We start from the raw sequence: 20,758 nt of genomic DNA on the forward strand, positions 1-20,758 counted from the left end.
GCGGTGGCCGTCCCGGTGGCGCCGGTGGCGGCGGCGGTCGTCCCGGTGGCGGCGGCGGTTTCGCCGGTCGTCCCGGCGGCGGCGGCGGTGGCGGCGCTGGTCGTCCCGGTGGCGCCGGTGGCGGCCCCGGTGGCGGTGGCGGCGGTTTCGCCGGTCGTCCCGGTGGCGGCGGCCGTGGCCGCGGTGGCGGCACGGCGGGCGCGTTCGGCCGTCCGGGTGGACGTCCGACCCGTGGCCGCAAGTCCAAGCGCCAGCGGCGCCAGGAGTTCGACAACATGTCGGCTCCGGCGATCGGCGGCGTGCAGGCTCCCCGTGGCGGCGGTCAGACGATCCGCCTCCCGCGTGGCGCCTCGCTGTCGGACTTCGCCGACCGGATCGGCGCCAACCCGGCCGCGCTGGTGCAGATCATGCTGCACCTCGGCGAGATGGTGACCGCGACCCAGTCGGTCAACGAGGAGACGCTGCAGCTGCTCGGCGCTGAGCTGGACTACGTGGTCCAGGTCGTCAGCCCCGAGGAGGAGGACCGCGAGCTGCTGGAGTCCTTCAAGATCGAGTTCGGTGAGGACGAGGGCGACGACGCCGACTTGGTGCCGAGGCCGCCGGTGGTGACCGTCATGGGTCACGTCGACCACGGTAAGACCAAGACGCTGGACGCCATCCGCAACACCAACGTGGTGGCCCGCGAGGCCGGTGGCATCACCCAGCACATCGGCGCCTACCAGGTCGCCACCACGCACGAGGGCGAAGAGCGGAAGATCACCTTCATCGACACCCCGGGTCACGAGGCGTTCACCGCCATGCGTGCCCGTGGCGCTCAGGCCACCGACATCGCCGTTCTGGTGGTCGCGGCCGACGACGGTGTGAAGCCGCAGACCATCGAGGCGCTCAACCACGCCCAGGCGGCCAACGTGCCGATCGTGGTCGCGGTCAACAAGGTCGACAAGGAGGGCGCGGACCCCACCAAGGTGCGGGCCCAGCTCACCGAGTACGGCCTGGTCGCCGAGGAGTTCGGTGGCTCCACGATGTTCGTCGACATCTCGGCCAAGCAGGGTCTCGGCATCGACAGCCTCCTTGAGGCGATCCTGCTGACCGCCGACGCCGAGCTCGACCTGCGCGCGAACCCCGACATGGACGCGCAGGGCCTGGCCATCGAAGCCCACCTGGACAAGGGCCGCGGCCCCGTGGCGACCGTGCTGGTTCAGCGCGGCACGCTCCGGGTCGGCGACTCGATCGTCTGTGGCGAGGCCTACGGCCGAGTCCGGGCGATGCTGGACGACAACGGCGACACGGTCGAAGAGGCCGACCCGTCGCGTCCGGTGCGGGTGCTCGGTCTCACGGCCGTGCCCCGGGCGGGTGACAACTTCCTGGTCGTCACCGACGACCGGATGGCCCGCCAGATCGCCCAGGAGCGGGCGGCTCGGCAGCGGATCGCGGAGATGGCCAAGGCCGGTCGCCGCCGTACGCTGGAAGAGCTGTTCAGCGACTACGAGAAGGGCAAGATCGACGAGCTCAAGCTCATCATCAAGGGTGACGTGTCCGGTTCGGTGGAAGCACTGGAAGACGCGCTGCTCAAGATCGATGTGGGCGAGGAGGTCAACCTCCGGGTGCTGCACCGCGCGGTCGGCGCGATCACGGAGTACGACGTCAACCTGGCGATCGCGGACGACAACGCCGTGATCATCGGCTTCAACGTGCGGCCCGAGGTCAGGGCCCGCGATCTGGCCGAGCGCGAGGGCGTCGACATCCGTTACTACTCGGTCATCTACCAGGCGATCGAGGAGATCGAGGCGGCCCTCAAGGGCATGCTCAAGCCGGAGTTCGAGGAGGTCAGGACCGGCACCGCCGAGGTCCGCGAGGTCTTCAAGGTTCCGAAGATCGGCAACGTGGCGGGCTCCCTGGTCCGTTCCGGCACGATCATCCGCAACAGCAAGGCCAGGATCATCCGCGACGGCGTGGTCGTCGCGGACAACCTCACGGTCTCCTCGCTGCGCCGTTTCAAGGACGACGCGACCGAGGTCCGCGAGGGCTACGAGTGCGGTATCGGTGTCGGCTACAACGACATCAAGATCGACGACGTCATCGAGACGTTCGAGATGCAGGAGAAGCCTCGCTCCTGAGGTTCTGCCAAACCGGTTCCCGGGCCCTCAGGGCCCGGGAACCGGCCCGTCTTCACGACCCCCCGCGTCAGGGTTGATTGACGCGCACAAATACATGTATGTCGGTGCTCTGACGTTGGACATCCTGCTCGGCGAGGTGCACTCGCTGAAGGAGAAGCGCTCGGTGATCCGCCCCCTCGTGGCCGAGGTGAAACGCCGCTTCCCTGCGGTCGCCGTGGCCGAGACCGGCCACCAGGACCTGCATCGGCGGGCCGAGATCGGCATCGCCGTGGTCTCCGGTTCCGCCGTCAACTGCGGTGAGGTGCTGGAGGCCTGCGAGCGGGTGGTCGCCTTCCATCCGGAGATCGAGCTGCTCTCGGCTCGGCATCGGCTTTTCAACGATGAGGAATAGGCGACGGCATCCCAGCGTCAGCCGTACATTGAAGGAAAGGGGAGCGCGATCATGGACGCCGCGCGAGCCAGGAAGCTCGCGGACCGGATTCAGCAGATCGTCGCCGAGATGCTGGAGCGCCGGATCAAGGATCCTCGGCTCGGTTTCGTGACCATCACCGACACCCGGGTCACCAACGATCTGAGCGACGCCACCGTGTTCTACACGGTGTTCGGGTCCGACGCCGAGCGCAAGGACACCGCCGCCGCGCTGGAGAGCGCCAAGGGCATCATCCGCTCCGAGGTGGGCCGGCAGACCGGGCTGCGGCACACGCCGACGCTGGGCTTCACCCACGACCCGCTGCCGGACAGCGCCCGGCACCTCGACGAGCTGCTCGCCGAGGCCAAGGCGCGGGACGAGGAGATCGCCAAGCGGGCCGAAGGGGCCGAGTACGCGGGCGAAGCCGATCCGTACAAGCGGGAGGAGGACGCCGAGTTCGATGACGAGCTCGACGTCGAAGAGGACGTGCCGGGGCACGCGGGACGCGCCGCCACGTGACGTCGGATCTGAGTGAGGCGCGACCCGGGCTGACGCGGGAGCGGGACTGGGAGCGGACCGTCGCGCTGGTCCGCGGGCACGACTCCATCGCGCTGGCCTGTCACGTCACCCCCGACGGCGACGCGCTGGGTTCGATGCTGGCCTTCGGGCAGGCGCTGCGGCAGCGCGGCAAGCGGGTGGTGGCCTCGTTCGGGGACCACGCCTTCGCGGTGCCCAGGCTGCTGCGCTTCCTGCCGGGCCAGGACCTGCTGGTGCCGCCGGGCGAGTTCCCGGCGGCGCCGGAGCTGATGATCACGTTCGACGCGTCCACCCGGGACCGGCTCGGCCTGCTCATCCCGGCCTCCCGCGCGGCAGGGGAGCTCGTGGTGGTGGACCACCACGCCTCCAACACCGGTTTCGGCACGCTGCACCTGGTGGATCCGGTGGCCGCGGCCACCGCCGTGCTGGTCGAGGAGCTGATCGACCGGCTCGGGCTGACCGTGGACAAGGCCATCGCCACCTGTCTGTACGCGGCGCTGGTGACCGACACGGGCTCGTTCAGGTACGCCTCCACCACCCCCGCCGTGCACGCCATGGCCGGCCGGCTGCTGGCCGCCGGGCTGAACCCCGACGAGATCGCCCGCGAACTGTGGGACCGCTCGCCCTTCGGCTACCTGCGGGTCCTCGGCGCGGCGCTGAGCAGGGCCGTCCAGGAGCCGGGTGCGGCCGGCGGCGCCGGTCTGGTGTGGACCACCGTGACCCGGCAGGACCGCGCGCTCAACGCCCTGCCGTACGACGAGGTGGAGGGCGTGATCGACGTGATCCGCAAGGTCGACGGCGTCGACGTGGCCGTGGTCCTCAAGGAGGACGACACCGGCGCTTGGAACGTTTCGACCCGCTCGAAGGGCGCGGTCGACGTCGGCCGGGCCTGTACGGCACTCGGCGGCGGCGGCCACCCCAGCGCGGCCGGCTTCTCCACCACGCAACCCCCGGACCAGACCATGGCCCGGCTACGGGAGATGCTCTCTTGAACAGCAAAAGAACCCCGCCGCCGAGCGGGCTGGTCATCGTGGACAAGCCCGCCGACTGGACCTCGCACGACGTGGTCGCCAAGATGCGCGGCATCGCGGGCACCCGCAAGGTCGGCCACGCCGGGACGCTGGACCCGATGGCCACCGGCGTGCTGGTGGTCGGCGTGGAGAAGGCGACCCGGCTGCTCGGGCACCTGGCGCTGACCGAGAAGGTGTATGAGGCGACGATCCGGCTCGGGGTCGGCACCAACACCGACGACGCGGAGGGCGAGGTCACCTCGACCGCGCCGGCCGGGCACGTCGAGGACGCCGCCGTGGTCAAGGGCGTGGCCGCGCTGACCGGCCCGATCATGCAGGTGCCGCCGCAGGTCAGCGCCATCAAGGTGAACGGCGAGCGGGCGTACAAGCTGGCCCGCGCCGGCGAAGAGGTGGAGCTCCAGGCTCGGCCGCTGACCGTGTACGCCTTCGACGTGACCGCGATCAGGAACGACGGCCAGGTCGTCGACGTGGACGCCACCATCACCTGCTCCTCCGGCACCTACATCCGGGCGCTCGCCCGCGACCTGGGCGCCGCGCTCGGGGTCGGCGGCCATCTGACGTATCTGCGGCGCACGAGAGTCGGCCCGTACACCGACGGCAAGACGCTCGACGAGCTTCAGAAAGAATGCGTGATCATGCCCATCGAGGCCGCCGTCGCGGCGGCCTTCCCGCGCCGGGACGTGACCGAGCAGGAGGCCAGACTCGTCGCGCACGGCGGGCGGCTGCCCGCGATCGGCCTCGGGGCCGGGCCGATCGGCGTCTTCGGGCCCGACGGCACGCTGCTCTCGCTGGTCGAGGAGCGGCAGGGGGCGGCCAAGCCCCTCGCCGTCTTCGTAGGGTGAGGCGTGTGGCACGCTTGTCTTCTCATCGATGATTGGGGTCGACGTGCGGGGCTGGCACGGACTGGACGACGTGCCCGAGGACTGGGGCAGATCGGTCGTCACCATTGGCGTCTTCGACGGCGTGCACCGGGGCCATCAGCAGATGGTGGCCCAGGCGGTCGCGCTGGCGCGCACCCTCGGCGTGGCCGCGGTGGCGGTGACCTTCGACCCGCATCCGGACGAGGTGATCCGCCCCGGCAGCCACCCGCCGCAGCTCACCCAGCAGCGCCGCCGCACCGAACTCCTCGGCGAACTCGGCGTGGACGCGGTCTGCGTGCTGCCGTTCACGCTGGCCTTCTCCCGGATGAGCCCGGACGAGTTCGTGCAGAACGCCCTGGTGGACCGGCTGCACGCGGCCGGGGTCGTGGTGGGGGAGAACTTCCGGTTCGGCCACAAGGCCGCCGGCGATCTGGAGACGCTCCGCACCCTGGGCGAGAAGTACGACTTCGTGGCCGAGGGCGTGCCGCTGGTCAGCGACAGCGTGGCGATCTCGTCCACCCTGGTCAGGGAGCGGCTGGCGGCCGGCGACGTGGCCGCGGCGGCCGAGGCGCTGGGGCGTCCGCACCGGCTGGAGGGCGTGGTGGTCCGCGGGCACCAGCGCGGGCGGGCGCTCGGGTTCCCCACCGCGAACGTGGAGTCGCCGCAGTACACGGCGGTGCCGGCCGACGGGGTTTACGCGGGGTGGCTGCTGGTGACGCAGTCGCCGTCGCCGTACGAGGGGCAGCGGTGGCCGGCCGCGATCTCGATCGGCACCAATCCCACCTTCTCGGGGGCGGAGCGCACCGTCGAGGCGTACGCGCTGGATCGCGACGATCTCGACCTGTACGGCGCGCACGTGGCCGTGGATTTCGGCCTCCGGCTCCGCGACACCCTAAAATTCTCCTCAATTGAGGAGCTAATCCACCAAATGCATGCCGATGTGGACCAGGCACGTCAGTTTACTGACGCGGAAAGCTCCGCGATGTAGCCGAACGGGCGTAATGTCGCCGTGGACTATCTCTCTGGTGTTGCCTGACTTCCCAGAGTGCCGGAAACCCACCCCCGGGACCGGCGTGCACGGTACGACATCCGACTTCGGTCCCGCTCGCATTCCCGCGGGCGGGACCCCGGCATTCACTGGCGGCAGCACATGGCTGACGATCTTCTTGAGTATTACCGGCACCTGCTCGACAAACACTGGATCCTGCGCGAGAACGCCTGCGTCTGCTGGATCGAAAATGCCACGAGACCCGAAGCGGCCCGACATTTCGGCATCGATCTGGTCGGGCCTTCCCCGCAGACGCTCCTGGAGGCGGCCGAGGAGGCGGACGGCGCCGGGGAGCACGCGCCCGGCATCATCGTCCTGGACGACCTGCCGGACGGATGGGCGCTCGGCGTGGAACCGCGCGGCGCGCAGGGCTTCCGTCCCGAGGTGATGCGCGGCCTGTCCGCGCGGGGGACGGCGTTCGCGGTGCGGTTCGGCGGGCGTCCCGAGTTCGCGCTGTACCGCAGGGGGGCCAGGATCGCCCAGGTCCAGCACCTGACCGGCCGCTGGGGGGCCGCTCCGCACGAGCTGGACGAGCTGATGAAGGGCCTGCCCTGCGCCGAGGGCTCGCCTGAGGACTCCTGGCAGGAGGCGGCGCTGGCGCTCGGGGAGCGGGTCACCGGGGTCCGTCTCGACGTGGACCGCCTGGGCGGCGCGCTGGATCGCTATACGATCCTGCGCCGCAAGCCGGTGGACCCGGTGCCGCTGGCGCTGCGCGAGCATCCGGTCGCCAGGGAGCCCGAGTTCGCCGCCATCCTGGCCGATCCGGCCGGGCGGCGCCGGGCCATCGCCGTCCTGGCGGCCCGGCAGGCCGTCACCGACACCGGCCTCAGCGGCCCCGAGGTGACGGCCGCGCTGCGCAGCCTCGGCTCGATGGGGGTGGCCAGGCCCAGGACCGTCAACGGTGCCGGCCGGCTGGACGCGGCGGCGCTGCGGGCGGGGCTGCGCACCCTGACGCCGGGGCTGGACGGGGATCGGGCGCTCGCGGTGAAGGTGCTGATCGCGGCCCTGGACCCGGACGACGGGGTGGCGGCGGGCGAGGCCACCCGGCTGGGCTGGCGGATCCACTCCGGCGGGCACGACGCCGAAGTCCGCTGGACCATCCTCCGCACCTGCGCCAGGACCCCCTGATCCCGGTCGGGGTGCTGAGCTGCGGTGGTAACCTTGAGCGTCGGCTGAGTATTCGTCGGCCTCGTCACGGCGACTGTAGGCACGCACGGTCGTTCGCGGGCTTGGAAATATGTTTCGCGTGCCTCCCGAAGAAGGAGTTTGAGTGTCGCTCGACACCGCCACCACGAAGGCCATCATCACCGAATACGGCACGGTTGAAGGGGACACCGGTTCCCCCGAGGTCCAGATCGCGCTGCTGAGCCGGCGCATCAGCGACCTGACCGAGCACCTCAAGACGCACAAGCACGACCACCACAGCCGCCGCGGCCTGCTCCTGCTGGTCGGCCGCCGCCGCCGCCTGCTCAAGTACCTGCAGGCCAAGGACATCACGCGGTACCGTACGCTGATCGAGCGGCTGGGCCTGCGCCGATAGCCTCGAAAGGAGCGGCGATCGCATCGCCGCTCCTTTCGCATAAGCCCGCCAGCAGGAAAACTAAATAGCCGAAAGGGAGAGGGAGCCGGAAGGCCGACTCGACCCCGAGAACCAGTGCCCCGCGTCCGCAAGACAAGCACACACGCGCGATCCCGCGGCGTGAGAGGGCCGGTCCTCGGTAGTGGCCCCCGGTCATGGTAACCGGGCGCTTCGATCGAAGACCGGCACTGCACCAACGGGGAGCCGGCGGATAACACACGGACGTGGGGTGACCGACTCAAAAGGAGGTCCCCCGTGGAGGGTGTCCACAGCACGGAAGCCGTTATCGACAACGGCTCCTTCGGCACGCGCACGATCCGGTTCGAGACCGGGCGGCTCGCGCGCCAGGCGGCGGGTTCCGCCGTCGTCTATCTGGATGACGAGACCATGGTCCTTTCCGCGACCACGGCGTCCAAGAATCCCAAAGAGAACCTCGACTTCTTCCCGCTGACGGTGGACGTCGAGGAGCGCATGTACGCGGCGGGCCGCATTCCCGGCTCGTTCTTCCGCCGTGAGGGCCGGCCGTCCGAGGACGCGATCCTCACCTGCCGCCTGATCGACCGGCCGCTCCGCCCGTCCTTCGTGAAGGGCCTGCGCAACGAGATCCAGGTCGTGGCGACGATCATGTCGCTCAACCCCGACCACCTGTACGACGTGGTCGCGATCAACGCCGCCAGCCTGTCCACCCAGCTCGCCGGGCTGCCGTTCTCCGGCCCCATCGGCGGCGTCCGGGTGGCGCTGATCAGCGGCCAGTGGGTGGGCTTCCCGACTCACACCGAGCTGGAGGGCGCGACCTTCGACATGGTCGTGGCCGGCCGGACGCTCCCGGACGGCGACGTCGCGATCATGATGGTCGAGGCCGAGTCCACCAGGGACACGCTGAAGCTGGTCGCCGAGGGCGCGGTCGCGCCCACCGAGGAGACCATCGCCCAGGGCCTGGAGGCGGCCAAGCCGTTCATCAAGGTGCTGTGCGAGGCGCAGGCCAAGATCGCGCAGGTCGCGGCCAAGGCGACCGCCGAGTACCCGATCTTCCTGGACTACCAGGACGACGCGTTCCAGGCGGTCGAGAACGCGGTGCGCAGCGAGCTCGCCGCCGCTCTCACCATCGCCGCCAAGCAGGACCGCGACAGCGAGATCGACCGGGTCAAGGCGCTGGCCGCGGAGAAGCTGCTGGCCGACTTCGAAGGCCGGGAGAAGGAGATCTCCGCCGCCTTCCGCAGCCTCACCAAGAAGCTGATGCGGGAGCGCGTGATCAGCGAGGGCATCCGGATCGACGGGCGTGGCCCGAAGGACATCCGGCAGCTCAACGCCGAGGTCCACGTGGTGCCGCGGGTGCACGGCTCGGCCCTGTTCGAGCGCGGCGAGACCCAGATCCTGGGCATCACCACGCTGAACATGCTCCGGATGGAGCAGATGATCGACACGCTCAATCCCGAGCGGACCAAGCGGTACATGCACAACTACAACTTCCCGCCCTACTCGACCGGGGAGACCGGCCGGGTGGGCTCGCCCAAGCGGCGTGAGATCGGGCACGGCGCGCTCGCCGAGCGGGCGCTCGTCCCGGTGCTGCCGACCAGGGAAGAATTCCCGTACGCGATCCGCCAGGTGTCCGAGGCGCTCGGCTCCAACGGCTCCACCTCGATGGGCTCGGTCTGCGCGTCCACGATGGCGCTGCTGGACGCGGGCGTGCCGCTGAAGGAGATGGTCGCGGGCATCGCGATGGGTCTCATCGGCGAGGGCGACCAGTTCATCACGCTGACCGACATCCTGGGCGCCGAAGACGCCATGGGCGACATGGACTTCAAGGTCGCCGGCACCAAGGACGTCATCACCGCGCTCCAGCTGGACACCAAGCTCGACGGCATCCCGGCCTCGGTGCTGGCCGGCGCGCTCAAGCAGGCCCGCGGGGCCCGGCTGGCCATCCTGGACGTCATGCAGGAGGCCATCGACTCCCCGGCCGAGATGAACCCGACCGCGCCGCGGATCATCACGATCAAGGTTCCGGTCGACAAGATCGGCGAAGTCATCGGCCCCAAGGGCAAGATGATCAACCAGATCCAGGACGACACCGGCGCCGAGATCACCATCGAGGACGACGGCACCATCTACATCGGCGCCACCGACGGCCCGGCCGCAGAAGCGGCGCGCAGCGCGATCAACGCGATCGCCAACCCGCACATGCCGGAGGTCGGCGAGCGCTACCTGGGCACGGTCGTCAAGATCGCCGCCTTCGGCGCGTTCGTCTCGCTGATGCCCGGCAAGGACGGCCTGCTGCACGTCTCCCAGATCCGCAAGCTGCACGGCGGCAAGCGGATCGAGAACGTCGAGGACGTGATGGGCGTCGGCGAGAAGATCCAGGTGGAGATCGCCGAGATCGACGCGCGCGGCAAGCTCTCCCTGGTTCCGGTCGAGGTGGTCGAGAAGGAGGCTCTGGAGAAGGCGGCCAGGGCCGAATCCGGCGAGCCGGAGCCGGAGCCCGAGCCCCGCGAGGACCGGCCGCGTGACGACCGTCCGCGCGACGACCGGCCGCGCCGCAGCCGCACCCGTGGCGGGCGGGACGAGCGCAACTCGTGAGCGTACTGACCGCCACCAGCACGTTGTTCCCCGGGAAGGACGGTGCGGGCGTCATCCGCCGCACCGTCCTGCCCGGCGGGCTCCGGGTGGTGACCGAGACCATGCCGACCGTGCGCAGCGTCGCGGTCGGCGCGTGGGTGGGCATCGGCTCCAGGGACGAGGCCCCCGAGCACATGGGGGCCACCCACTTCCTGGAGCACCTGCTCTTCAAGGGCACTCCGACCCGGGACGCGATGGAGATCTCCGCGTCCGTCGAGGGCATCGGCGGCGAGATCAACGCCTTCACCGCCAAGGAGTACACCTGCTACTACGCCAGGGTCCTGGACGAGGACCTGCCGCTGGCCATCGACGTGCTGGCCGACGTGGTCACCTCGTCGCTGATCAGTGAGGCGGACGTGGCGTCGGAGCGGGGCGTGATCCTGGAGGAGATCGCCATGCACGACGACGATCCCTCCGATGTGGTGCACGAGGCGTTCGCCGAGCAGCTGTACGGCGACACGCCCATCGGCCGCCCGATCCTCGGCAACGAGGACTCCATCAACGCGCTCAGCCGGGACCGGATCCACGAGTACTACCAGCGCTACTACCTGCCCTCGCACACGGTCATCTCGGTGGCCGGGAACGTGTCGCACGAGCGGGTGGTCGAACTGGTGGCCGCCGCCTACGATCGCGCCGGCGCGCTCGGCGGCCCGGGTGAGCCCATCGCGCCCCGCCTGGGCGGGCCTGGGGTGGCCGACCGGTCCGGCGTCCGGGTGGTTGACCGGGCGACCGAGCAGGCCAACCTGGTGCTCGGGACCACCGGCGTGAGCCGTACCGACGAGCGGCGGTTCGCGCTCGGGGTGCTCAACGCGGCGCTCGGCGGCGGGATGTCGTCGCGGCTGTTCCAGGAGATCAGGGAGAAGCGCGGGCTGGCCTACTCGGCCTACAGCTACACCTCGCAGTACGCGGACACCGGGCAGTTCGGCATCTACGTCGGCTGCCTGCCCTCCAAGATCGACGATGTGCTGAAGATCTGCCGGGACGAGGTCGCGCGGCTCGTCGCCGACGGGCTCACCGACGAGGAGATCGCGCGGGGCAAGGGCCAGATGCGCGGTGGCCTGGTGCTGGGCCTGGAGGACACCGGGTCCCGGATGTCCAGGATCGGGAAGAGCGAGCTCGTCTACGACCAGCTGATGTCGGTCGACGAGGTGCTGACCCGGATCGAGGAGGTCACCCCCGAGGACATCGCCTCGGTGGCGAGCACGATTCTGAGCCGTCCCATGACGCTGGCCGTGATCGGTCCGTACGGCGACAAGGACTTCGGTTACGCGATCGCCTGAGGCCGGGGCCCGCGGTGACGCGGGCCTCGGTCCCGATAACCTTGGCCAATGATTCGTGTTGGGGTTCTGGGTGCCCGCGGGCGGGTTGGCGTAGAAGTGTGCAAGGCCGTGCACGCGGCGGCGGACCTGGAGCTGGTGGGGGCCGTCGACAAGGACGATCCGTTGGACCTGCTGGCCGAGGCCGAGGTGGTGGTGGACTTCACCCATCCTGACGTGGTGATGGGCAACCTGGAGTGGTGCGTCTCGCGCGGGATCCACCCGGTCGTCGGGACCACGGGGTTCGACGCAGAACGGCTGGACCGGGTCAGGGAGCTGCTGGCCGCGCACCCGGGGACCAACGCGCTGATCGCCCCCAATTTCGGCATCGCGGCCGTGCTGATGATGCATTTCGCCCAGCAGGCGGCGAAGTACTTCGAGTCCGTCGAGATCGTGGAGCTGCACCACCCCGGCAAGGCCGACGCGCCGTCGGGGACGGCCAGGCGGACGGCCGAGCTGGTGGCGGAGGCGCGCCGCAAGGGCGGCGTGGCGCCCTCACCGGACGCGACCACGCAGGAGATCGCCGGCGCCAGGGGCGCGGACATCGACGGGGTGCGGGTGCACGCCGTCCGGCTGGCGGCGCTGATCGCCCACCAGGAGGTCATCCTGGGCGGCGAGGGCGAGGTCCTCACGATCCGCCACGACACCATGAACCGTTCGTCGTTCACGCCCGGGGTCCTGCTGGGGGTGCGGCGGGTCCGTGACCTGCCCGGCTTGACGGTGGGCCTGGACGCGCTGCTCGACCTTTAGGAGGGCAGCGCCAGGCCGAGGGTGAACAGGGCGCCGAACACCAGCTGGAGGCGCCCTGTCTGCTGGAGCGTGGCGATCAGCCCGCGGCCGGTGGCGCCCCGGCGGACGGCCCGGATCGGCGCGATGGCGAGGAAGCCGGACAGCAGGGTCAGTGCTGTGAAGGGCGCGGCAGGGATCATCCCCGCGACCACGGCGTAGGGGAGCAGCAGGTAGGCGATGTAGAGCGCGCGGGTGCGCCGGTCGCCCAGGACCACGGCCAGCGTGCGTTTGCCCGCGGGGGTGTCGGTGGCGATGTCGCGCAGGTTGTTGACCACCAGCAGGGCGCAGGCCAGCAACCCCACCGGCACCGACGCGACCAGCGCCAGCCACGGCAGGTGCTCCACCTGGACGTAGGTCGTGCCGGTGACCGCGATCACGCCGAAGAACAGGAAGACCGACAGCTCACCGAGGGCGTAGTACCCGTACGGCCGGGAACCCCCCGTGTAGTACCAGGCGGCCAGGATGCAGACCGCGCCGACGGGGATCAGCCACCAGGCCCCGGTGGCGATCACCAGCACGAGCCCGGCCACGGCGGCCACGAAGAAGCAGGCCAGCGCCGCCCTGAGGACCTGCGAGGCGGTCGCCGCCCCGGATCCGACCAGGCGCATCGGGCCGACCCGGTCGGCGTCGGTGCCCTTCACGCCGTCGCTGTAGTCGTTGGCGTAGTTGACGCCGACCTGGAGGGCCAGCGCCACGAGCAGCGCCAGCAGCGCCCGCCACCAGACCCACCCACCGGCCTGGACCGCCACGCCGGTGCCGACGACGACGGGGACGACGGCCGCGGGGAGGGTGCGCGGGCGCGCGCCGGCCAGCCACTGAACGGGGGATGCCACGATAGGAAGCCTCAGCTGATGTCGGTGCCGAGCCGGATCATCCGGATCGGGCGGCCCATGTCGAGCACCCGCTCGGCCATGTCCTCACCCCAGCCGGCCGACTCCAGGAACCCGAGCATCGGATGGTTGTCGGCGAAGACCCAGGTCACGACCGCGCCGTAACCGTCCTCGCGGAGATGGTCGACGGTCGCGTTGAGCAGTCTGCTGCCGTGTCCGCGCCTGATGTGGTTGGGGTCGACGAGTAAGGTGAGCAACTCGGCCGTGGTCGCCGGATGCAGGTCGGGATCTTCGGCCGGCCCGTGCGAGGCCAGCCCGACCACCCGGTCGGAGGCCCGCTCGTGGGATGGCGGAGCCAGGATCCCGCCAGGGCCGAGAGCGCTCCAGTGGTCGGTGTCCATCACCACGCGTTCCACCGCGACCAGCACCCGGTGGCGGGGGCTCGGCGGGGAGAGGATGGCCTCGTCCCACTGGCGCCGCCACATCTTCTCGGCCGCGGCCCCGGTCATCTGCTCCAGCGGGCCAGGCGGCAGGAACTCCCGGTAGCCCTGCTTCCACGCCCGAATCTGGGTGCTCGTCACCGCGTCGACGTCTTCGAGACGGGCAGGTCTAACACCCATTGGGCCGGCTCCTTTCTGTGCCTGTAACACCGTACTGGTCAGGAGGGGCTCGCCGAACCTTCTGCCTGGCGTCGAGCCCGATATGTCCTAGTTTTCGTTCGATTTCCACACACGCGCATTGAGCACCAGGAGCGGGAACGGTTCTTGGACGAGTCAAGGAACGCCCACTGGCAGGTGCCCTCGACGCACACCTTAAGGCGTGGCCAGCTTCCGTCGGCGTGACTGGCCGAGATCAGTGCCGCGATCCGGGCCAGACCGCCCGGCGCGCCGCTCAGGCTCGGCGCCAGGCCGGGCACGCCCTGGACCAGGGTCACATGCAGCGGAAGCGCCGCGAGAGCCGCCGTCAGTCCGGCCGGGGTGGTGGAGAGGTCGCCGTCGTGATGGTGCCGCAGCGTGACTCTCAGCCCTTCCCGCAGGCGTACGGCGACCGCCAGGTCGCGGTCCACGGCCCGGTCCTCCTGGCCGACGAGGCCGCGCTCCCGCAGCCACCCGGTCAGCTCGGCCGGGGAGGCCAGCTCGTCCATCCCTCCCTCGACGTCGTAGGTGTTCACGAAGTCGCGGAGCAGCTCAGCCGGAGCGGACATACCTACGATCACCTCGAAAACCACTGTACGAGAGTCGGGGGTTGCGGAATAATCGACACCGTCATAACGCTTTCACTGGTGTTGAAGCTTCCCGAGGAGGAGCCGTGCACGTCAGTTACCTGGCCTACCTGGCCATCGAGCAGAAGAAGCGGCGCGCCCGGATGGCCCGGCGGCTGAACGAGGACGTTCCCGCGCGCCGGAACCGGATCGCCTGAGCCGTCAGAACGCGGCGGCCAGCCGAATGACGGCCTCGGTGAGCTCGGCGTGGTCCGCGGGGGCCATGTGGGTGAGCCGGATCCGGGGGCCGGGCGGTTCTGCGGGGTAGTAGATCCCGCCGGGACTGACCAGCACCCCGGCCCGGTGGGCGCGCTCCACCAGGGCCGCTTCGTCCGTCTCGTCCGGCAGGCGTACCCACAGGTGCAGGCCGCCGGGCGGGACCAGATGGACTTCGGCGGCGGGCAGGTGGCGGGCCAGCGCCGCGAGCAGCTGCCGCTGCCGTTCGCCGATCTCCCGGTGCACCGCCGTGAGGTGGCGGCGCCAGGCCGGTGAGGTGACGAACTCCAGCGCCGTCTCCTGGAGCGGCCTGGCCACGAAGAACGACTCCACCACCTGGCTGGCCCGCAGGCGCCGCGCGGCCGGTCCGCGCGCGATCAGCCCCGCCACCCGCAGGCTGGGCGCGGAGATCTTGCTCAGCGAGAGCACGTGCACGACCGTGCCGTGCTCGTCCAGGCTCACCAGCGACGGCGGCTGCGGACTGGTCGCCAGATAGCGCGAGAAGTCGTCCTCGACGATGAACGCGCCGGCCGCCCGCGCCACGTCCAGCACCTGCGCCCGCCGCTCCCGGGTCAGCGTCGCCCCGGTCGGGTTGTGCAGGGTGGGCTGGCAGTAGAACACCCGCGCTCCCGTCACCGCGAACGCCTCGGCCAGCAGTTCCGGCCGCACCCCGTCCCGATCGACCGGCACGGCCACCGCGCGCAAGCCGGCCATCTTCGCCGTGGCCAGCGCCCCCGGGTAGGTCGGCGTCTCCACCAGAATCGGTTCCCCCGGCCCCGCCAGCGACCGGAACGCGTGACTGAGCGCGGCCTGGCCGCCGCTGACCACCAGCACGTCGTTCCTGGAGACCCCCGCCTCCCCGGCGAACCACCGCCGCAGCTCCGGCAGCCCGTTCAGCGGCGGCAGCGCCCACGCCTCCGGCCGGCGCACCGCCCGCGTCGCGGCGGCGGACAGCTCCCGCACCGGCCGCAGCGCCGCGTTCAGGTAGCCGCCGGTCAGCGGGATCACCCCGTCGCCCGGTTCCGCCAGCAGCCCGGCCACCCCGGTGTCGTCCACCACCCGGTCGCCCAGCGCCACCGTCTGCCAGGAGGAGTCGGTCGCCTCGGCCGCCCGCCGCCCCGGCGCCGCGAACGCGCCGCTGCCCGGCCGGGTGATCACCCGGCCTTCGGCGGTCAGCCGCGCGATGGCCCGCGACACGGTCACCGGGCTGACCCCGAGCTCCCGCACCAGCTCCCGGCTGGACCGCAGCTTCGCCCCCGGCCCCAGCCGGTCGGCCTCCGCCCGCAGGACGTCGGCGACTTTGGCGATACTGCTATCCTCATTCATGAGAGTAGAGAATAGCGCTATCGTCAGTGGTGCGGTAGCGTTCCCGGTGTCAGAACGAACCAGGGCCTGGCGGGGGACGATGCTCGCGGCTTTGGGCGTGCTCGCGTTCTCCATGACGTTTCCGGCGACCGTGTTCGCGATGCGCGGGTTCGATCCGTACTTGGTGGCCATCGGGCGCTCGGTGATCGCCGCGGCGGCGGCGACGGTCTGCCTGCTGGTGGCCGGGGTCCCGCTGCTGCCGCCCCGACGGCTACTCCGTTCGTACGCCGTGACGTCGGCGGCCGTGGTCTTCGGATTCCCCGTCTTCAGTGGGCTCGCCTTGTACGGCGGTGCGAGCACCGCGCACTCCGCGGTCGTGATCGGGCTGCTCCCGGCCGCCACGGCGGTGTTCGCGGTGCTGCGCGCGGGGGAGCGGCCGAGACCGATGTTCTGGGTGGCCTGCGCGCTGGGCGGCGCGTCGATCACCGTGTTCACCCTCAGCCAGGGCGGCGGTCACGTCACCGCCGCCGACCTGCTGCTGGTGCTCGCCCTGCTGTCGGCCGGTATCGGCTACACCGAGGGGGCCCGATTGTCCCGGGAAACCCCCGGCTGGCGCGTCATCTCCTACGCGCTGGTGGTGGCCACACCGATCTCGGTGCCGGTGACGCTCGTGCTGCTGTTCACCACCGACCTGCGCCCGTCCGCCGAATCCCTGGCCGGGTTCGCCTGGGTGGGCGTGATCTCGATGTTCCTCGGCTTCGTGCCCTGGTACGCGGGCCTCGCCATGGGCGGGATCGCCAGAGCGGGCCAGACCCAGCTCATGCAGCCCCTGCTCACGCTCCTGTGGGCCTGGCTGCTGCTGTCGGAGTACTTCGGCCCGGCGACGGTGCTGGCCTCGCTGGCCGTCCTGCTGTGCGTGGCCGCCACCCAGCGCGCCCGGGTCACTCCGCCGGCCGGGTCTCCGCCGGCCAGTTCTCCGGCGGTGACGCGAAGGTCCCGCGATACGCCACGGTGAACACCCAGCCCTCGGTCCGTAGCAGCGAGATGGCCTGGCGGATGGTGGCTTTGGCCACGCCGTGCGCCAGCATCAGGGTGCGTTCGCTGGGGATCGGGCGGTTGGCCGCGATCTCGCCGGCCCTGATGGCGGACGCGACCTCGTCGGCGATCTGCCGGTAGAGCGGCGCCAGGTAAGGGGGGCGGGGGGTGCCGGGGGAGCCGACGAACGAGCCCTCGCCGGGCACGGTGTGGATGAGCCGGCGGTCGCGGAGTTCGCGGTGCACCCGGCGGGCCGTCATCTGCGCGACGCCGAAGTCGCGCTTCAGTTCGGTCTCGCTGGGCACCGGTTCGCCGGGGGTGAGTTCCCCGCTGACGATGCGTTCCCCCACGATGTCGGCTATCTGCCGGTAAAGCGGTATGTGGCCGTCCCTATCGAGCATGCTCGTATTATAGACGTATCCATACGAGCGCCGGGGTTATTTCGGCCACTTCTCCGGCTCATTGGGGTACGTCCCGCGATGCGGCACCGTGAAGACCCAGCCCTCCTGGCGTAGCCGCTGGACGGCCTGGCGGGCGGTGACCTTGGAGACACCGTACTGGTCGATCAGGCCTTGTTCGCTGGGGATCGGCCGATTCGGCGGGAGTTCGCCGCGCCGGATGCGCTCCGCCACCTCGGTCGCGATCTCCTGGTAGCGGGGGATCTTGCGCTGGTTGCGCGGTGGGCCGGGTTCGCCGACGAAGGTGCCCTCACCCTGGACGGTGTAGGCCAGGCCCAGATCCCGGAGCTCCCTGGCCACCCGCCGGGCGGTCGTCCTGGCGATCCGGTACTCCTCGACGAGCTGCGCCTCGCTGGGCAGCGGGCTGCCGGGGGGCAGGTCGCCGCTGCGGATGCGCTCGGCGATGACATCCGCGATCTGCTTGTAAAAGGGCGTCGGTCCCTCACGGTTGAGCACTCACGGATCGTACCTAAAACCGGACATGCTTCTACAAACCAGACACATGATCATCTGTATGCAGACAGGTTTAATACGTGTAGAGACATTGCGATGTCATAGAGTGAGTCGCTAACTTGATCCGCAGACGCGTTTGGGCCGCTCTCACCCGTCTGACTTGGGGCCTTGCGCGTCGATGCGCCGCCAGGCGGTGTCGGTGACGACGAGGTGATCGAGCAGGCGGAGGCCGACGGTCTCGGCGGCGTGATGGAGGTGGGCGGTGACGGCGAGGTCGGACGGGCTCGGGTCCAGCGAGCCGCTCGGATGGTTGTGGGCGAGGCCGAAGGCGGCGCCGCCCGAGGTGAGAACGGTGGTGATGATGTCGCGGACCGGGGCCGGCGTGTGGTCGCTGCCGCCTTCGCTCAGCACGGCACGGCGCAGGATGTTCCCCCGCCCGTCGCAGACGACCACGACCAGGCGCTCCCTGGCGTGGCCGTGGAGCAGGGGCCGGACGGCGCCGGCGAGGTCGGCCGAGGAGGTGATCCGGATCCGCTCCGGCGGGGTCTGGGCGCGCCTGACCAGATGGAAGGCGGCCGAGATACGGGCCGCCTTGGCCGGGCCGACCCCCGGCACCGCGAGCAGCCGGTGGGCCTCGGCGCGGCTCAGCTCGCTCAGATCGCCGCAGTGCTCGATCACCCGGGAGGCCAGCTCGACCGCGCTCACCCCGCGGCTCCCCGACCCGAGCAGCAGCGCGAGCAGCTCCCGGTCCGCGAGCGCCACCGCCCCCGACGCCAGCAGCCGCTCTCTGGGCTGGTCGGCTACCGGCATGTCCTTGACGCGCATCTCCACCCCCGGTTCAGTGACCCACCCCGGTTGTACCAGCTCCCACCGACGTTCCCCCCGCCCCGGCGCCGCGCCGCCGCCCTCGGCTCCGCAGCGGGGTCAGGATCGCCGGTTCCGGCCGCCCGCGCCGACCTCGGGCCGGTGGCGGCACGCGATCCCCCGGCTGCTCCGCGGCCGGCGCAGCCTGCGCCCCGCGCCGGCCCGGCTGCGGGTGGTCACCAGGACCCGCGCCCCCAGGGCCAGGGATCGTTCGGTCCGCAGGTCCCGCCGCGCGCACGCCCGCGGCGGCGGCCCCCGGCCGAGCCCGGGGGAACCACGAGCCCACCCAGGCCCGCACGGCTCAGGAGGGCACCGGCAGGTTGTAGACCAGCCGGAACTGGTCGCACGGGATCACGATGTCGCTGGTCTCCACCGGCCGGTCGCCGGACCAGTGGGTGCGCTCGATGTGCAGCACGTGCACGCCGGCGGGCAGGTCAAGCACGTCGCTCTCGGCGGGCTGCGGGACCCGGCTGGAGACGTGCTCGATCACTTCGGTGATCTTCATGCCGAGCGCGGACAGGCGCCCGGTCACATTCCCCACGTCCTCGCCGCCCTCGGTCAGCCCGGCCGGCTCGTACGACGTGGCCAGCTGCACCGGTTTCCCGTCGCCGCGATAGACGAACCGCGTCCTGGTGATCGGCGCGGCCACGTCGAGGCGCAGCCGGGCCGCGATGTCGGGGGTCGCCTCGGCCGGTTCCGTCTGCCAATCCCAGGTGGCCCGCCGCCCCTGCGCCTGCATGTCGGCGGAGAACGGGGCCTGGCCCCGGTGCAGGGGGAGCAGGGTCGGCCGCTGCCGGACCCGATGGCCGGAGCCGACCCGGCCGATGATCAGCCCTTCCTGGGCCAGCACCCGGAGCGCGTGCCTGGCGGCGGTCTCGCCGACGCCGTACTTCCGGGTGATCTGGTGCCGGGACGGGATCGGGGCTCCCGGCGGCAGCGAGCCTTCGGTGATCTGTCGGCGGAGGTCCTCAACGACGCGCAGGTAAACTGGATCGGAGTTGGCCATCCATCCATCCCTCGGATTGTGAAGCGTTTTCCAATCTTGGCGTATCCGATGGACAACCCAGAGTAATGGACCAGATCTGTGATTCCAACTTTAAGCACTACTGACAATCGATCTCAGGAGGTCGAACCGTGGCTCTATGGGCGGATCACTGGACTCTCGAACTGCCTGGCACGCCGCCGATGGCGGCTGTCGCCCGAATCTTCGTCCGGCAGTTCTTCGCAGGTCACAGCCGGGTCGACGACGCCGAGCTGGTGGTTTCCGAGCTTTTCACGAATGCGGTGCGTTACAGCCGCTCGAAAGATGAGGGAAATGTCATTGTTCGCGCCGTACGGCAGGAATGTTCTATCCGGCTGGAAGTCACCGACCAGGGATCCGAGTTGGTGCCCCAGGTAAAGCACGCCGCCGCCGACGAGGACTGCGGGCGGGGTCTGTTCATCGTCAGGGCCCTCGCCGGCACCTGGGGCCATGAAGGGGTGACCGGCGAGTTCGCCACCGCGTGGGCCGTGCTCGACCCCTTCGACGGCCTGCTGGGCGACGCGGACGGCGACCGGCCGCAGGTCCCTCCCGACCTCGGGGACCGGCCCGATCCATGTCCGCCCCCCTGGCAGGAACAGCGCGAAGGATCCACGACCCCCGATGGAACGCGAGCCGCATGACAATCCCCCGGAAGACCCAGGCAACGGGTTCGAGGTGCACGGCCCGCACGTGGCGCCGGCCCAGCCGAACTGCGAGCCGCTGCTCTGGCTGGTCCCGGTGCCCAGGGCCGACAGGACCCGGGTCAGGCAGCACACCTGCGAGTGCCGCGCGACGATCTACGAGCTCTGCCAGGCGGGCGGTCTGCGCTTCGTCCGGCGCACCGTCCGGGGGCCCGACGGGACCCGGGTGCACGAGACCGAGCGGCTGCTCAGCGCGCGCGCCGACCGGCTGTGGCTGAGGCTGCTGCTGGGACAGGCCCGCTGACCTGCGGCTTACTCCCGTCCCAGAAGACCGAAAAATTCTCTCCAGGAGTCTGTAACGCGCGTGTAAGAAAC

22 protein-coding genes are annotated in these 20,758 nt (G+C 70.7%); 14 read left to right on the plus strand and 8 right to left on the minus strand.

The window, feature by feature from the left end:
- The 11 genes from infB to dapB form a co-directional block, all read left to right on the plus strand.
- Positions 1-2,117 (plus strand): translation initiation factor IF-2 (gene infB, locus Acor_RS11040; RefSeq protein WP_155336591.1); only part of this gene is annotated, 2,117 nt, incomplete at its 5' end.
- Positions 2,118-2,211: 94 nt separating this feature from the next.
- Positions 2,212-2,508 carry a DUF503 domain-containing protein gene (locus tag Acor_RS11045; RefSeq protein WP_155336495.1) on the plus strand — a complete coding sequence of 99 codons (297 nt, stop codon included), beginning with the start codon at positions 2,212-2,214 and terminating at the stop codon, positions 2,506-2,508.
- A 48-nt stretch (positions 2,509-2,556) separates the two neighbouring features.
- A complete protein-coding gene (rbfA, locus tag Acor_RS11050; protein WP_155336496.1) occupies positions 2,557-3,045 on the plus strand; it encodes a 30S ribosome-binding factor RbfA in 489 nt (162 codons plus the stop codon).
- Positions 3,042-4,055, plus strand: a complete 1,014-nt coding sequence (locus tag Acor_RS11055) for a DHH family phosphoesterase (protein WP_246238575.1) — start codon at positions 3,042-3,044, stop codon at positions 4,053-4,055. Before rbfA ends, Acor_RS11055 begins: the two co-directional genes overlap by 4 nt.
- Positions 4,052-4,936 carry a tRNA pseudouridine(55) synthase TruB gene (gene truB / locus Acor_RS11060; RefSeq protein WP_155336497.1) on the plus strand — a complete coding sequence of 295 codons (885 nt, stop codon included), beginning with the start codon at positions 4,052-4,054 and terminating at the stop codon, positions 4,934-4,936. The genes Acor_RS11055 and truB overlap by 4 nt, the downstream gene beginning before the upstream one ends.
- Positions 4,937-4,979: 43 nt before the next feature.
- Entirely contained in the window at positions 4,980-5,942 is a 963-nt protein-coding gene (locus Acor_RS11065; RefSeq protein ID WP_155336593.1) for a bifunctional riboflavin kinase/FAD synthetase, read from the plus strand.
- 162 nt (positions 5,943-6,104) lie between these two features.
- The gene (locus tag Acor_RS11070) at positions 6,105-7,130 is read left to right on the plus strand and encodes a DUF6461 domain-containing protein (RefSeq protein ID WP_155336498.1); all 1,026 of its coding nucleotides are present in this window, start codon (positions 6,105-6,107) and stop codon (positions 7,128-7,130) included.
- Positions 7,131-7,272: 142 nt separating this feature from the next.
- Positions 7,273-7,542 (plus strand): 30S ribosomal protein S15, encoded by a 270-nt coding sequence (gene rpsO / locus Acor_RS11075; protein ID WP_155336499.1) that lies wholly within the window; start codon positions 7,273-7,275, stop codon positions 7,540-7,542.
- 294 nt (positions 7,543-7,836) lie between these two features.
- Positions 7,837-10,155 (plus strand): polyribonucleotide nucleotidyltransferase, encoded by a 2,319-nt coding sequence (locus Acor_RS11080; protein ID WP_155336500.1) that lies wholly within the window; start codon positions 7,837-7,839, stop codon positions 10,153-10,155.
- On the plus strand, positions 10,152-11,474 hold the full coding sequence (locus tag Acor_RS11085) for a M16 family metallopeptidase (protein WP_246238576.1): 1,323 nt from the start codon (positions 10,152-10,154) through the stop codon (positions 11,472-11,474). The genes Acor_RS11080 and Acor_RS11085 overlap by 4 nt, the downstream gene beginning before the upstream one ends.
- 48 nt (positions 11,475-11,522) lie before the next feature.
- Positions 11,523-12,260: a 4-hydroxy-tetrahydrodipicolinate reductase gene (gene dapB / locus Acor_RS11090; RefSeq protein WP_155336501.1), complete on the plus strand. Its 738-nt coding sequence runs from the start codon at positions 11,523-11,525 to the stop codon at positions 12,258-12,260.
- On the opposite strand, the gene Acor_RS11095 is transcribed toward dapB, so the two are convergent.
- The 4 genes from Acor_RS11095 to Acor_RS11110 form a co-directional block, all read right to left on the minus strand.
- Entirely contained in the window at positions 12,257-13,132 is an 876-nt protein-coding gene (locus tag Acor_RS11095) for a 1,4-dihydroxy-2-naphthoate polyprenyltransferase (RefSeq protein WP_155336502.1), read from the minus strand. The genes dapB and Acor_RS11095 overlap by 4 nt on opposite strands.
- 11 nt (positions 13,133-13,143) lie before the next feature.
- Positions 13,144-13,749: a GNAT family N-acetyltransferase gene (locus Acor_RS11100; protein WP_155336503.1), complete on the minus strand. Its 606-nt coding sequence runs from the start codon at positions 13,747-13,749 to the stop codon at positions 13,144-13,146.
- Between the two features lie 38 nt (positions 13,750-13,787).
- The gene (locus tag Acor_RS11105; protein WP_155336504.1) at positions 13,788-14,333 is read right to left on the minus strand and encodes a CGNR zinc finger domain-containing protein; all 546 of its coding nucleotides are present in this window, start codon (positions 14,331-14,333) and stop codon (positions 13,788-13,790) included.
- A 219-nt stretch (positions 14,334-14,552) separates the two neighbouring features.
- Positions 14,553-15,932, minus strand: coding sequence for an aminotransferase-like domain-containing protein (locus Acor_RS11110; protein ID WP_155336505.1), 1,380 nt, complete (start codon positions 15,930-15,932; stop codon positions 14,553-14,555).
- A 46-nt stretch (positions 15,933-15,978) separates the two neighbouring features.
- On the opposite strand from Acor_RS11110, the gene Acor_RS11115 reads away from it, so the two are divergent.
- Positions 15,979-16,926, plus strand: a complete 948-nt coding sequence (locus Acor_RS11115; protein ID WP_246238577.1) for a DMT family transporter — start codon at positions 15,979-15,981, stop codon at positions 16,924-16,926.
- Here the strand turns inward: Acor_RS11115 and Acor_RS11120 are convergent.
- The 4 genes from Acor_RS11120 to Acor_RS11135 all read right to left on the minus strand — a co-directional run bounded on the left by Acor_RS11120 (position 16,853) and on the right by Acor_RS11135 (position 19,727).
- Entirely contained in the window at positions 16,853-17,347 is a 495-nt protein-coding gene (locus Acor_RS11120; RefSeq protein WP_155336507.1) for a winged helix-turn-helix domain-containing protein, read from the minus strand. The genes Acor_RS11115 and Acor_RS11120 overlap by 74 nt on opposite strands.
- 36 nt (positions 17,348-17,383) lie before the next feature.
- Positions 17,384-17,860, minus strand: coding sequence for a GntR family transcriptional regulator (locus tag Acor_RS11125; protein ID WP_155336508.1), 477 nt, complete (start codon positions 17,858-17,860; stop codon positions 17,384-17,386).
- A gap of 144 nt (positions 17,861-18,004) precedes the next feature.
- Positions 18,005-18,682 carry a JAB domain-containing protein gene (locus Acor_RS11130; protein ID WP_155336509.1) on the minus strand — a complete coding sequence of 226 codons (678 nt, stop codon included), beginning with the start codon at positions 18,680-18,682 and terminating at the stop codon, positions 18,005-18,007.
- A 340-nt stretch (positions 18,683-19,022) separates the two neighbouring features.
- Positions 19,023-19,727: a GntR family transcriptional regulator gene (locus tag Acor_RS11135; protein WP_155336510.1), complete on the minus strand. Its 705-nt coding sequence runs from the start codon at positions 19,725-19,727 to the stop codon at positions 19,023-19,025.
- Positions 19,728-19,855: 128 nt separating this feature from the next.
- Between Acor_RS11135 and Acor_RS11140 the strand changes: the two genes are divergently transcribed.
- Both Acor_RS11140 and Acor_RS11145 read left to right on the plus strand, forming a co-directional pair.
- A complete protein-coding gene (locus tag Acor_RS11140; RefSeq protein ID WP_155336511.1) occupies positions 19,856-20,383 on the plus strand; it encodes an ATP-binding protein in 528 nt (175 codons plus the stop codon).
- Complete coding sequence (locus tag Acor_RS11145) at positions 20,364-20,687, plus strand: hypothetical protein (protein WP_155336512.1); 324 nt, start codon at positions 20,364-20,366, stop codon at positions 20,685-20,687. The genes Acor_RS11140 and Acor_RS11145 overlap by 20 nt, the downstream gene beginning before the upstream one ends.
- Positions 20,688-20,758: the final 71 nt, after the last annotated feature.

Origin of the sequence: Acrocarpospora corrugata, assembly GCF_009687845.1 — a bacterium.
Taxonomy (GTDB): domain Bacteria; phylum Actinomycetota; class Actinomycetes; order Streptosporangiales; family Streptosporangiaceae; genus Acrocarpospora; species Acrocarpospora corrugata.

What these genes read in the sequence shown, in the direction of transcription:
- Acor_RS11110 (WP_155336505.1), bottom strand. Translation starts at nt 15,932, where the DNA reads ATGAATGAGGATAGCAGTATCGCCAAAGTCGCCGACGTCCTGCGGGCG.
- Acor_RS11105 (WP_155336504.1), bottom strand. Translation starts at nt 14,333, where the DNA reads ATGTCCGCTCCGGCTGAGCTGCTCCGCGACTTCGTGAACACCTACGAC.
- Acor_RS11045 (WP_155336495.1), top strand. Translation starts at nt 2,212, where the DNA reads ATGTATGTCGGTGCTCTGACGTTGGACATCCTGCTCGGCGAGGTGCAC.
- Acor_RS11070 (WP_155336498.1), top strand. Translation starts at nt 6,105, where the DNA reads ATGGCTGACGATCTTCTTGAGTATTACCGGCACCTGCTCGACAAACAC.
- Acor_RS11100 (WP_155336503.1), bottom strand. Translation starts at nt 13,749, where the DNA reads ATGGGTGTTAGACCTGCCCGTCTCGAAGACGTCGACGCGGTGACGAGC.
- dapB (WP_155336501.1), top strand. Translation starts at nt 11,523, where the DNA reads ATGATTCGTGTTGGGGTTCTGGGTGCCCGCGGGCGGGTTGGCGTAGAA.
- Acor_RS11145 (WP_155336512.1), top strand. Translation starts at nt 20,364, where the DNA reads ATGGAACGCGAGCCGCATGACAATCCCCCGGAAGACCCAGGCAACGGG.
- Acor_RS11120 (WP_155336507.1), bottom strand. Translation starts at nt 17,347, where the DNA reads ATGCTCGATAGGGACGGCCACATACCGCTTTACCGGCAGATAGCCGAC.
- Acor_RS11135 (WP_155336510.1), bottom strand. Translation starts at nt 19,727, where the DNA reads ATGGCCAACTCCGATCCAGTTTACCTGCGCGTCGTTGAGGACCTCCGC.
- Acor_RS11130 (WP_155336509.1), bottom strand. Translation starts at nt 18,682, where the DNA reads ATGCGCGTCAAGGACATGCCGGTAGCCGACCAGCCCAGAGAGCGGCTG.